General features: G+C 35.5%; 12 protein-coding genes. 11 read left to right on the forward strand and 1 reads right to left on the reverse strand.

Translation table 11 applies throughout. From position 1 onward, the window contains the following. Window positions 1-19: 19 nt before the first annotated feature. From FcAc13_RS02095 to galU, 11 genes are all read left to right on the forward strand, one after another. Complete coding sequence (locus tag FcAc13_RS02095) at window positions 20-1,633, forward strand: ABC transporter substrate-binding protein (protein WP_187754540.1); 1,614 nt, start codon at window positions 20-22, stop codon at window positions 1,631-1,633. A gap of 478 nt (window positions 1,634-2,111) precedes the next feature. Next, on the forward strand, window positions 2,112-3,131 hold the full coding sequence (dppB, locus tag FcAc13_RS02100) for a dipeptide ABC transporter permease DppB (RefSeq protein WP_187754541.1): 1,020 nt from the start codon (window positions 2,112-2,114) through the stop codon (window positions 3,129-3,131). Between the two features lie 55 nt (window positions 3,132-3,186). Further along, a complete protein-coding gene (dppC, locus tag FcAc13_RS02105) occupies window positions 3,187-4,068 on the forward strand; it encodes a dipeptide ABC transporter permease DppC (RefSeq protein ID WP_187754832.1) in 882 nt (293 codons plus the stop codon). Between the two features lie 11 nt (window positions 4,069-4,079). Further along, window positions 4,080-5,054: a dipeptide ABC transporter ATP-binding protein gene (gene dppD / locus FcAc13_RS02110; RefSeq protein WP_187754542.1), complete on the forward strand. Its 975-nt coding sequence runs from the start codon at window positions 4,080-4,082 to the stop codon at window positions 5,052-5,054. Beyond that, window positions 5,047-6,045, forward strand: a complete 999-nt coding sequence (locus tag FcAc13_RS02115) for a peptide ABC transporter ATP-binding protein (protein WP_187754543.1) — start codon at window positions 5,047-5,049, stop codon at window positions 6,043-6,045. Before dppD ends, FcAc13_RS02115 begins: the two co-directional genes overlap by 8 nt. Before the next feature lie 430 nt (window positions 6,046-6,475). After that, window positions 6,476-6,865: a RidA family protein gene (locus tag FcAc13_RS02120; protein ID WP_187754544.1), complete on the forward strand. Its 390-nt coding sequence runs from the start codon at window positions 6,476-6,478 to the stop codon at window positions 6,863-6,865. Window positions 6,866-6,969: 104 nt separating this feature from the next. Then, window positions 6,970-7,611 carry a thiol:disulfide interchange protein DsbA/DsbL gene (locus tag FcAc13_RS02125; RefSeq protein ID WP_187754545.1) on the forward strand — a complete coding sequence of 214 codons (642 nt, stop codon included), beginning with the start codon at window positions 6,970-6,972 and terminating at the stop codon, window positions 7,609-7,611. Between the two features lie 156 nt (window positions 7,612-7,767). Beyond that, window positions 7,768-8,961, forward strand: coding sequence for an amino acid aminotransferase (locus FcAc13_RS02130; RefSeq protein ID WP_187754546.1), 1,194 nt, complete (start codon window positions 7,768-7,770; stop codon window positions 8,959-8,961). A 16-nt stretch (window positions 8,962-8,977) separates the two neighbouring features. Beyond that, window positions 8,978-9,109: an entericidin A/B family lipoprotein gene (locus tag FcAc13_RS02135; RefSeq protein WP_187754547.1), complete on the forward strand. Its 132-nt coding sequence runs from the start codon at window positions 8,978-8,980 to the stop codon at window positions 9,107-9,109. Between the two features lie 70 nt (window positions 9,110-9,179). Continuing rightward, the gene (locus tag FcAc13_RS02140; RefSeq protein WP_187754548.1) at window positions 9,180-9,695 is read left to right on the forward strand and encodes a hypothetical protein; all 516 of its coding nucleotides are present in this window, start codon (window positions 9,180-9,182) and stop codon (window positions 9,693-9,695) included. A 470-nt stretch (window positions 9,696-10,165) separates the two neighbouring features. Further along, window positions 10,166-11,086 (forward strand): UTP--glucose-1-phosphate uridylyltransferase GalU, encoded by a 921-nt coding sequence (galU, locus tag FcAc13_RS02145; RefSeq protein ID WP_187754549.1) that lies wholly within the window; start codon window positions 10,166-10,168, stop codon window positions 11,084-11,086. A 380-nt stretch (window positions 11,087-11,466) separates the two neighbouring features. Here the strand turns inward: galU and suhB are convergent, their stop codons facing one another. Then, complete coding sequence (gene suhB / locus FcAc13_RS02150; protein WP_187754550.1) at window positions 11,467-12,273, reverse strand: inositol-1-monophosphatase; 807 nt, start codon at window positions 12,271-12,273, stop codon at window positions 11,467-11,469. Window positions 12,274-12,403: the final 130 nt, after the last annotated feature.

Consider the following 12,403-nt stretch of genomic DNA (forward strand, 5'->3'; position numbering starts at 1 on the left):
AATATAAAGAGGAAATGCAATGGATAGTCTTAGAAGTTTTAAACGTAAACTTATGCTAGGGGCCGGTTTGTTTGCGATGGTCGCCACTAGTAATCTTTATGCAGCAGGGACGTTAGTCTATTGCACTGAAGCTTCACCCGAAAATTTTAATCCACAAGTTGTAACCAGTGGCGTTTCAATGGATGCGGGTGCGGTGCCTGTTTTTAATCGTTTGGTCGAATTTAAATTAGGTACTACTGAAATCATGCCATCTATTGCTAAGTCTTGGGATGTTAATGAAGATGGTACTGCTTACACATTCCATTTACGTGACGATATTAAATGGCATAGTAGTAAAAACTTCAAACCAACTCGTAATCTTAATGCTGATGATGTTATTTTTAGTTTTATGCGTCAAAAGGATGCCAATCATCCTTATCATAATATATCAGGCGGCCAATATGAATATTTCACCAGTATGGGAATGGATTCGCTTATCACTAATATTGAAAAGGTTGATGATTATACGGTGATTTTCCATCTTGCACATCCAGAAGCCCCGTTTTTAGCCGATATGGCAATGTCATTTGCTTCTGTTATGTCAGCAGAATATGCCGATAAAATGATGAAAGCGGGTACGCCAGAAAAATTTGATCTCAATCCAATCGGTACAGGACCATTTACGTTTATACAATACGAAAAAGATTCTCGTATTTTATACAAAGCAAATTCGGATTACTTTGGCGAAAAAGCCAAGCTCGATCGTTTAGTGTTTTCAATTACCCCCGATGCTGCAATGCGTTATGCCAAAGTACAAAAAGGTGAATGTCATGCAATGCCATATCCAAATTTGGCAGATATCGAACGTATGAAGCAAGATAAAAATATCGTTGTTGATGAAATGGCCGGATTAAATATTGGTTTTCTATCTTATAATATGGATAAAGCGCCATTAGGTGAATTAAAAGTTCGGCAGGCACTAAACTTAGCAATCAACAAACAAGCTATTATTGATGCAATATTCCAAGGTGCAGCTGAGCCAGCGAAAAATTTTATTCCACCAACCATGTGGAGTTATAATAATGAAGTTAAAGAAGATCCTTATGATCCAGAGCAAGCAAAACAGCTATTAAAAGAAGCTGGACAAGAAAACGGGTTTACCATTAATTTATGGGCGATGCCAGTACAACGTCCGTATAATCCAAATGCTCGCCGTATGGCCGAGATGATCCAAGCTGATTGGGCCAAAATCGGCGTAACGGCTAATATAATTAGCTACGAATGGGGAGAATACCTTACTCGAGTTCGAAGGGGTGAACATGATGCGGTATTAATGGGTTGGTCCGGCGATAATGGTGATCCAGATAATTTCTTCTCAGTAATGATGAGTTGTGATGCGGTTAAAGCCGGCTCTAACTATTCTCATTGGTGCTATAAACCTTTCGATGATCTATTACAACAAGCGCGTGTTGAATCCAATCATGAAAAGCGTGTTGAACTTTATAAACAAGCACAAGTGATTATGCATGAACAAGCTCCAGCCTTCTTGATTGCTCACTCAAGAGTGTATATGCCGGTGCGCAAAGAAGTTAAAGGTTACATTATGGATCCGTTAGCGTTACATAATTTTAACCAAGTTAGCATTGAAAAATAAGTGTGTTCATATAAACCTACATAAAGTTCTGTTTTTATCGGCAGAACTTTATTTTTATCCTTCTTTAATTTATTGATGGCTTTGATTTTAATCAATAAATATTTAGTTATCACCTTTTTAAACAAAATCATTACTTATGATCCAATAGTGTGCCTTATATTAACACAAGATAAGTATAAGCTACGCATATATGAACATAAGACAATTTATGGTTGATTGGTATAGACAAATAATTAGAATTCACTATACTTTAATGCCTTATTTTTATAATAGTACAAACGTAATAAGAATGGTTGAAGTAAATGTTAGCTGCTTGTAAAGCTGTTAACGTTAGGATGATATTCGTAAAACAATCCCGCCCATTATTTAATATAAATATTGAATAAATTACCTTTAATCTTTCGCGTAAATATTATCTTACTATATAAATTTAATAAAAATAATATTCATTCTTAATATAAGCAAAGAGCAATATAATATGTTCCAATTCCTTTTAAAACGATTTGGTGTATTAATACCGACATTTTTAGGTGTTACGATCTTAACCTTCGTTTTTGTGCATTTAATTCCCGGTGATCCTGTCCTAATTATGGCTGGAGAGCGTGGTTTATCGCCGGAAAGGCACGCTGAATTAATGGCACAACTTGGTCTTGATAAGCCCTTATATCAACAATATTTTAATTACTTAATCGGCATTTTTCATGGTGATTTAGGTGTTTCTTTTAAAAGCCAAATTCCGGTTTGGGAAGAATTTGTACCACGTTTCAAAGCAACCTTTGAATTGGGTATGTCTGCTATGGTGTTTGCGGTATTTTTTGGTATTCCTATTGGTGTACTTGCTGCCGTTAAGCGCGGTTCGATATTTGATCATACCGCAATTAGTTTGTCATTAACCGGTTATTCTATGCCAATCTTTTGGTGGGGGATGATGCTAGTTATGTTAGTGTCAGTCCATTTAAATCTAACCCCTGTTTCAGGTCGGGTGAGTGATATGCTATTTTTAGATGATAGTAATCCTTTAACCGGTTTTATGCTGATTGATACCTTATTTTGGGGTGAAGAAGGTGATTTTATTGATGCAGTGCAACACCTAATTTTACCATCCATCGTATTAGGTACCATTCCTTTGGCTGTCATTGTTCGTATGACGCGTTCAGCAATGCTTGAAGTATTAAATGAAGATTATATTCGAACTGCTCGAGCTAAAGGGGTTAGTCGTTGGCGAATTATTATGGTGCATGCATTACGTAATGCGATGATTCCAGTTGTGACAATAATTGGTTTACAAGTCGGATCAATGCTTGCCGGTGCAATATTAACTGAAACTGTTTTTTCATGGCCGGGAATTGGGCGCTGGCTGATCGATTCATTACAGCGTAGAGATTACCCTGTCGTACAGAGTGGGGTATTGATTGTTGCAACGCTAATCATTTTGGTCAATCTGGTGATCGATATGTTATATGGCATTATTAATCCACGAATACGTCATAAAAAATAAGAGTCTTTTGCCCATGAATAGTAAAATTTTATCAGAAAATGTTATTGAGCAAGATATGGAAAATAGTGCACCACTACCAATGACACCATTACAAGAATTTTGGTGTTATTTTAAGAAAAATAAAGGTGCAGTTGTTGGTTTAATCTACATCATTATTGTCGTTTTTTTAGCAATTTTTGCCGATTTTGTGGCTCCGCATTTGCCGGCTGAACAATTCAGAGATTATTTACTTGCCCCACCTGTTTGGATGGAAGGAGGAAGTTGGCAGTTTATTCTTGGTACCGATGATGTTGGTAGAGATATTTTATCGCGTTTAATTTATGGCGCTCGGTTATCATTATTAATTGGTTGCTTAGTTGTTATTTTATCGCTAATTTTAGGTATTACCCTTGGTTTAATCGCCGGTTATGTTGGTGGGATTGTTGACAACCTCATTATGCGGATTGTCGACATCATGTTAGCTTTGCCAAGTTTAATATTGGCATTGGTTATGGTTGCCATACTCGGTCCATCTATTATCAATGCAGCAATAGCTTTGGCATTTATTGCACTACCTCACTATGTTCGTTTAACCCGTGCCGCAATGATAACCGAATTAAATAAGGATTATGTCATTGCATCAAAAGTGGCTGGTGCAGGTGCATTTAGACAAATGTTTATTAATATCTTACCCAATTGCTTGTCCCCTTTAATTGTGCAAGCATCATTAGGTTTTTCCAATGCCATATTAGATATGGCAGCACTTGGTTTTCTAGGTATGGGCGCTCAGCCACCAACACCAGAATGGGGAACGATGCTCTCAGATGTTTTACAATTTGTACAATCTGCATGGTGGGTTGTGACATTCCCAGGACTGGTCATTTTAATGACAGTACTTGCATTTAATTTAATGGGTGATGGTTTGCGTGATGCACTGGATCCAAAGTTGAAACAGTAAGGGGATGTAATATGGCGTTATTAGAAGTTAAAGAATTAGCTGTTCAATTTGGTGAATTTAAAGCGGTAGATCGTATTAGCTATCAAGTTGAACAAGGTCAGGTAGTCGGGATTGTTGGTGAATCTGGGTCGGGTAAATCGGTTAGTTCATTAGCAATTATGGGACTCATTGATTTCCCAGGTAAGGTAACTGCCAATGCGTTACATTTTGATGGGCATGATCTGAAAACCATTTCTGAAAAAGCACGACGTAGAATAGTCGGTGCTGATGTCGCCATGATTTTTCAGGATCCAATGACCAGTTTAAACCCCTGTTTTACTGTGGGTTATCAAATTATGGAAGCAATTAAAATTCACCATGGTGGCAGTAAAAAGCAACGTCGTGAACGAGCTATTAAATTATTAAACTGTGTTGGTATTCCTGATCCAGCTAATCGGTTAAATGTGTATCCACATCAACTTTCTGGTGGTATGAGTCAACGTGTGATGATAGCGATAGCGATTGCTTGTAATCCAAAATTATTGATAGCCGATGAACCAACTACTGCATTAGATGTGACCATCCAAGGGCAAATTATCGAGCTATTATTAGATCTGCAGAAAAAAGATAATATGGCGTTGGTATTAATCACCCATGATCTTGCGTTAGTTGCTGAAGCTGCCCATAAAATTATAGTCATGTATGCAGGGCAAATCGTCGAAATTGGTGATGCCGAAGTGATTTTTAAATCACCATTACATCCATATACTCAGGCATTACTTAACTCATTGCCGGAATTTACCCAAGATAAGCAACGTCTTGCGTCTTTATCAGGTGTGGTACCCGGCAAATATGATAGACCACATGGCTGTTTATTAAATCCTCGGTGTCCTTATGCTGATAAGCAGTGTAAAACCGTTGAACCAATATTACATGCGCGAAGCGAAAATCGACAAGTGAAATGTCATTATCCCTTATCGCCAGAGGGGAATCCAAGTTATGAATAACAATACCGATAATCCTGTGCTATTAGAAGCTAAAAATCTTAAACAATATTATCCAGTTAAAAGTGGTTTATTAAAAAAGCAGACCAAACAAGTTAAAGCGGTTGATGGGGTATCCTTTAGCCTTGAAAAAGGCAAAACATTAGCGGTTGTTGGTGAGTCTGGTTGTGGTAAATCATCGTTAGCCAGAATGTTGACGATGATCGAACGACCGACATCGGGTGAGCTCTTTTTCAAAGGACAAAGCTTATTAGAAGCTGATCCTAAAACCGATAAATTACGTCGTCAAAAGATCCAAATTGTTTTTCAAAATCCCTATGCTTCATTGAATCCACGAAAAAAAATTGGCACAATTTTAGAAGAGCCATTATTAATTAACACCGAATTATCAAAGAGTGATCGCAAAGCCAAAGTTTTGGCGATGATGAGCAAAGTTGGATTAAAAGAAGAATTTTATGATCGTTATCCGCATATGTTTTCCGGTGGACAACGACAACGCATTGCTATTGCTCGAGGTTTAATGCTTGATCCTGAAATAGTCGTCGCTGATGAGCCAGTATCTGCGTTAGATGTTTCGGTTCGCGCTCAAGTGTTAAATTTAATGATGGATTTACAAGATGAGCTTGGTTTATCTTATGTGTTTATTTCACATGATCTTTCCGTCGTTGAGCATATTGCCGATGATGTTATGGTAATGTATCTAGGACGATGTGTTGAACAAGGCAGTAAAAATACCGTCTACGATAACCCGCAACATCCCTATACTCAAGCTTTATTGTCAGCTACGCCGCGTTTAAATCCTGATTTAAGACGAGAACGTATCAAACTGACAGGTGAGTTACCTAGCCCATTAAATCCACCAAAAGGGTGTGCCTTCAATGCGCGCTGCCGATTAGCATTTGAGCAATGTACACAACAACAACCACAATTAATTGATTATGATCAGCATAAAATCTCATGCTTTTTTGTTGAAAATCAAACTTATCAGCCTTAATCAAATGATAAATATTAGATAAAACCGTCTTTTTAAATAGCTGCTGCATATGTAATATGCAGCACGACAATCCATGTTAAATTAATATTATCAAACCCAGTTTTATCCGATTTTCTTTGTGATAAAAGTTTGTCGTATTATCCAGCAATTTTTGAATTACAAATGAATATGACGCTTTAATTTTGGTGATTAATTATCTATTTATGCTATCCGAAATTAACTTTAGTCAATTTAAAATTCTAATTATATAAAGTATGACTGTGTATTTTTTAATACTCAGCTTAAAATAGATAATATTCTTTTGATTTTAAGCAATATATCAAATATATAGCAGTCTTTAAGTAAAATTTTGCAATTTGACGGTTTTTACTTATATACTGTTTAGAGTACGATAAATAATTTAAATTAAATAGCTATTGAGAAAATAAAAATGGTAAAAATTATAAATACAGAAAATGCTCCAGCTGCAATTGGTCCTTATGTTCAAGCGGTTGATTTAGGTCAACTATTATTTGTTTCAGGACAAATTCCTATTGACATAAAAACCGGTAGTATGCCAAGTGATATAAGTGATCAGACTCGCCAAAGTTTAGCCAATATTAAAGCTATTCTACTGGCGGCTGGTTGCGAACCCGCTAATATTATTAAGACGACGGTATTTTTAGCTGATTTAAATGATTTTACCGCCGTAAATGCGGTTTACGAACAATTTTTTAGAGAAAATAATGCATCTTTTCCCGCCCGTTCTTGTGTTGAGGTGGCGCGTATTCCCAGGGATGCTAAAGTTGAAATTGAAGTAATCGCAGTTAAGAACCCATAATGGGCAAATCATAACAGTTAAGCTTTTCGATTATTTTATCTTGTTAGATAACAAATTATATTAATGACTAATTTTTGAATATGTATCAATGATGAGGCGCCATAATGAGTAAATTTCTTTTGAGAGTGGTTCTAATTAGTTTTTCTTTATTCGTTTTCGGTAACGCAACCGCTGCTTTGACTGAAAATAAAGACTATATTCTTATAAAAAATCAACCAACTAACCATGAAAATAATCAGGGTAAGATAGAAGTGATAGAATTTTTTTCTTACGGTTGTTCTTATTGTTACAAATTGGAACCGGAAATTGTGTCATGGCTAGCTGAACAACCTAGTAATGTGACCTTCAAACGTGTTGCCATACCGCGAAAAGGGAAATGGTTTGCTTATGCCAAATTTTTCTATGCTTTAGGTATGATTTCACCGACTGAGCAAACACGGATAATGCCTTTAATTTATAAAGCGATTCATGAGCAAAAATTAAATCTTGAAGATGAAAATGAATTATTAGATTGGGCTGAAAGTGAAAATGTAGATCGCCATTTGCTTGAACAATTTTATCAATCTGATGATGTTGAACAGCAAGTCTCTCAAGCGCTCGATTTAGCTAAATCTTATGAGTTGCAATATGTACCGACGATTATTGTGAATAATAAATATCAAATAGTATTAGATAGTACAAATAATTATGCAGGTACAAAAGAGAAACTGAAAGAACTGATTGAGCTTGCCGCAGCTAATGATTAATGATAATAAATTATTGAAATTCAATATGTTAATTATCACGACCGGTTATTACAAAATCATAATAAAAAGAAATGATCTATATTGATTGGTTAAAAACTTAGTGTAATAATCGATACATATTCATTAACTCACTCTAAGAAAAAGAAGGCAGTTATTATGTTTGAGAAAGTCGCTCCCTATGCAGGCGATCCAATTTTATCTTTAGTATATGATTTTATTCAGGATAAAAGGGATGAAAAAGTTAATCTGAGTATCGGTTATTATTATGATGAAAATGGTAAGGTGCCACAATTGTCTTGTGTAAAAACAGCAATTGATGCCTTGTATCAAACGCGTGATAACGCGACGCTATATTTACCAATGAGTGGATTAGCAAGTTATTGTCAGGCAATTCAAAATTTGCTGTTTGGTAGTGATAGCCCGATAGTAAAGTCGGGTCGAGTTGTGACAATTCAAACGCTAGGGGGATCGGGGGCACTAAAAATTGGTGCAGATTTTCTGTATCGTTACTTTCCAGATTCCCAAGTTTGGGTCAGTGACCCGACTTGGGAAAATCATGTTACCATCTTTAAAGGTGCCGGTTTTACAGTTAATCATTATCCTTATTTTGATAGAGATACAGGTGGGGTAAATTTTGATGCAATGTTAACGACTTTAAGTCAATTACCCGCTAAAAGTATTGTTTTGTTACATCCTTGTTGCCATAATCCAACTGGCGCTGACCTGACAAATTTACAGTGGGACTTAGTGATCGAACAACTCAAACAACGTGATTTAATTCCTTTTATGGATATTGCTTATCAAGGATTTGCCAGCGGAATTGATGAAGATGTTTATGCTATCCAAACGCTTGCTGCATCAGGAATATCCGGTTTTATCAGTAATTCTTTTTCGAAAACTTTTTCATTATATGGTGAACGGGTAGGAGGGCTGTCAGTAATTTGTGATGATAAAAACATTGCGAAAAATGTTTTTGGTCAATTACAAGCAACGGTACGTTGTAATTATTCCAGTCCAGCCAATACCGGAGCTCAAATTGTTGCTCATGTTTTAAATAACCCTTCGTTAAAAGCATTGTGGATAGAAGAAGTGAATACAATGCGTAATCGCATCAAACAGATGCGTACCACAATGGTTGACACGTTAAAACAGATTGTACCTGATCGTAATTTTGATTATTTATTACAACAACAAGGGATGTTTAGTTATACCGGATTAACCAAAGATCAGGTTGAAAAATTGAAAACAGATTATGCTATTTATTTAGTTGGCAGTGGTCGTATGTGTGTTGCCGGACTAAATAATCGTAATGTCGTTAATGTCGCTTCAGCATTTGCTGAAGTTTTTTAAGTCAAGGAGAAATCTAATGCGTAAAATAGTATTGATGTTATCAAGTCTCTTAATCGTTCTTGCTGTTGCTGGTTGTCATACAGTAAAAGGGGTCGGTGAAGATATTCAATCGGGTGGTAAAGCACTGTCAAATGCATCAGGTGAATAGGCTATTTTAATGAAAGGGAGTGTTACTGTGCTAAATTAAAATCAGTTGGCACTTCCTTATTTTATGCATAATGAAAAAGTTGTACGTAATACTATTTTCCCTTTTTGGCTTAGTAGGTTGTCATGCTTTAAATTTTAAAGTTCAGCCTGACAGGCTACCACATTGTCAATACAATACATTAGCAGGTATTGAATTCCAATTTAATCAATTACCCCAAAACAAGCTTACTGAAGGCTTTAATCACATTTATGTTGCACAGAGTCGAGCTAGTGCAACCCTTTCATCAGCATATCAGGGCATGAGAGGTAAGTTAACGGGTGAGATTATTCAACGTGAATATCCTGATTCTCATATTTGGATACACCGATTTAATGCACTGTCTGTTTTGTTTGATGATGATGTAGATAATGATCTTTATTTAACAACGGAACAAAAAGTCCGAAGAGATCGAAATTCAAACTATATTTTTTATAAGGCAATTTTATCTAATTGCCAAATAGTTTATATTTCTGTCAATTCACTATCAAATAATTTTTATGATCCACAGTTAATTAGTGATCAAGGAATCACTGTTATAAATGATTAAGTTAAATTTAAAGAAAATTATTTCTTCTCTAAATTAATAATTACTCTTAAGCGTAATTGAGTTAGATTATTTTTCTACGCATGGTTAACAGGATATTAACTTTACTTTCAATAAATGTGGGGAATCATTCTCTTAAATGTAAAATACTATCAATTGACACGATAGTTAAACTGTATTAGGAATTTGTTATTACATCACATCTTATGAAATAAAGATTGGGTTCCGTCATAATTGCTGTATTATTTGGTATTTATGATTAATAAATTACCGATATAATTTGTTATTAGATACCAAATTATATAGCATTATCAATGCTAATAATTATTTTATAAAGAATAGATTGGATTTGGCTGTTTTTTCATTTATGTATGATTTAAGGACACCTTGTTGCAACAACGCGTTAAGCTTATGCTAAGATAGTTGATACCATCCGTTATACACTGAATTTTATTTATAGGATAAGGATTTTTATGTTTACCAATTTTCAATCTTCGGTAACAGGCAAGGTTACCAAAGCGGTGATACCGGTTGCCGGATTAGGGACTAGAATGTTACCTGCAACAAAAGCAATTCCGAAAGAAATGTTACCAGTTGTGGATAAACCGTTAATTCAATATGTAGTGAATGAGTGTATTGCGGCAGGTATTACAGAAATTATTTTTGTTACACATTCGTCTAAGAACTCTATTGAAAACCATTTTGATACCAGTTTCGAATTAGAAGCAATGCTAGAAGCACGTGTTAAGCGACAATTATTATCGGAAGTACAATCAATTTTACCAAAAAATGTGACGCTTTCCAGTGTGAGGCAAGGGCTTGCCAAAGGGCTAGGGCACGCTATTTTATGTGCTTATCCGTTAGTTGGTAATGAACCTTTTGCGGTGGTATTGCCGGATGTCATCATTGATGAATACACCAGTAATTTAAAGCAGGATAATTTAGCTGCGATGATTGCTAATTATCATCAAACTAAACATAGCCAAATAATGGTAGAGCCGGTACCTCATGAGATGGTATCTTCTTATGGTATCATTGATTGTCATGGTGAAGAACTTTCTGCTGGCAATACCATACAAATGTATGGAGTTGTTGAAAAACCATCGGAGAAAGAAGCGCCTTCTAATCAATCCATTGTCGGACGTTATGTTTTGTCAGAAAAAATTTGGCCATTATTAGCAAAAACTCCCCCAGGTGCCGGCGATGAGATTCAATTAACCGATGCAATAGCTATGTTGCTCGAACAAGATAGTGTTGATGCCTATTGTATTATTGGTCGTAGCCATGATTGCGGTAATAAACTGGGCTATATACAAACCTTTGTAGAATATGCTATGCGTCATCAATCATTAGGTGAAGATGTAACAAATTGGTTGAAAACATTGAAGTTTTGATTTTCATCACTTAAATTGATTTTGACTAAACTATTTTTTGTTTATTTCTGTTCAGTTTAAGTTCTTATGATAACAGCTTGCTTCATTTCTTTAACACTAATGGAGCAGGTGAAACAGATGAGATTACTGATTACGTAGGTTAAGTATAAAATTTGTTAAAAATAACCAACCAATTTAATCTTGTTTAGCTAAAAAAATCATCATGTTAAATAATGATAGTAAAATGAGACTGATTATTAGTTGGTTGGCGATGACTTAATAATAAATCATTATGTTGTTCTAGCTATTTTCAAGCGGATTTATTTTATAAAAAAGCGATAGTATTAGTTAATTAAATAACCGACAATTGTCGGTTATTAATCGAATATCGGATTATACAATTAACATTTTAAACGCTCAGGCCAATCATTTTGCGTTAATGACAAAAACTCTTTAACAATTTTCGGTGAACCAGCAACGACATTGCCGGAAACTAAATAATTATTACCGCCATTAAAATCAGTAATAATACCGCCAGCTTCTCTTAAGATAAGTTCACCTGCCGCAATATCCCATGGTTTTAATCCAATTTCGAAATATCCGTCTAACCGCCCACTGGCAATATAGCAAAAATCTAAAGCAGCTGAGCCATTACGCCGAAAATCGCTACATTTGGTAAACATCTTTTCTAAAACATTAAAATAGTATTCACTATATTGTTTCATTTTATGTGGGAAGGCAATGGCAAATACACTACCTTGTATCTCTTTTACACTCAGATTGGTACGAATACGATAACCATTTAGCTGCGCACCCTGACCTCTGGAGGCAGTAAATAACTCATTAAGCATCGGGTTATAAACGACACCAACTTCCGTTCGCCCTTTAATACGAACAGCAATGGAAACTGCACAATGAGGAATGCCTTTAATAAAGTTGGTGGTGCCATCAATTGGATCGATAATCCACTGAATATCAGTATCTTGACCTTTAATCAGCCCACTTTCTTCACTGATGATGGTATGATCTGGGTAAGCTTTTTTAATTGTTTCAATAATTAATGATTCAGCCGCGCGATCAACATTGGTGACAAAATCATTTTCACCTTTCGCATCGACCTTAACAGAAGATGGATTTTCATAAGATTTTATAATTACATTACCCGCTTTACGGGCAGCGCGAATAGCGATATTCAGCATCGGATGCATAACGATATTTCCAATTGGTGTTAAAGAACAAAATATTTTCCCCAAAAATAATGGGGTAATGAGACGATTTAGCCGTATAGTATAACAGTATTTTAGGCTTTTTCTAGTTTATGTTAAAATACGACATAAA

Source organism: Frischella japonica (assembly GCF_014489845.1).
In the GTDB taxonomy this organism is placed as follows: domain Bacteria; phylum Pseudomonadota; class Gammaproteobacteria; order Enterobacterales; family Orbaceae; genus Frischella; species Frischella japonica.

Bases quoted from the DNA above. Each gene is read 5' to 3' on its own strand.
- FcAc13_RS02095 (WP_187754540.1), top strand. From the start codon at position 20: ATGGATAGTCTTAGAAGTTTTAAACGTAAACTTATGCTAGGGGCCGGT.
- dppB (WP_187754541.1), top strand. From the start codon at position 2,112: ATGTTCCAATTCCTTTTAAAACGATTTGGTGTATTAATACCGACATTT.
- dppC (WP_187754832.1), top strand. From the start codon at position 3,187: ATGGAAAATAGTGCACCACTACCAATGACACCATTACAAGAATTTTGG.
- dppD (WP_187754542.1), top strand. From the start codon at position 4,080: ATGGCGTTATTAGAAGTTAAAGAATTAGCTGTTCAATTTGGTGAATTT.
- FcAc13_RS02115 (WP_187754543.1), top strand. From the start codon at position 5,047: ATGAATAACAATACCGATAATCCTGTGCTATTAGAAGCTAAAAATCTT.
- FcAc13_RS02120 (WP_187754544.1), top strand. From the start codon at position 6,476: ATGGTAAAAATTATAAATACAGAAAATGCTCCAGCTGCAATTGGTCCT.
- FcAc13_RS02125 (WP_187754545.1), top strand. From the start codon at position 6,970: ATGAGTAAATTTCTTTTGAGAGTGGTTCTAATTAGTTTTTCTTTATTC.
- FcAc13_RS02130 (WP_187754546.1), top strand. From the start codon at position 7,768: ATGTTTGAGAAAGTCGCTCCCTATGCAGGCGATCCAATTTTATCTTTA.
- FcAc13_RS02135 (WP_187754547.1), top strand. From the start codon at position 8,978: ATGCGTAAAATAGTATTGATGTTATCAAGTCTCTTAATCGTTCTTGCT.
- FcAc13_RS02140 (WP_187754548.1), top strand. From the start codon at position 9,180: ATGAAAAAGTTGTACGTAATACTATTTTCCCTTTTTGGCTTAGTAGGT.
- galU (WP_187754549.1), top strand. From the start codon at position 10,166: ATGTTTACCAATTTTCAATCTTCGGTAACAGGCAAGGTTACCAAAGCG.
- suhB (WP_187754550.1), bottom strand. From the start codon at position 12,273: ATGCATCCGATGCTGAATATCGCTATTCGCGCTGCCCGTAAAGCGGGT.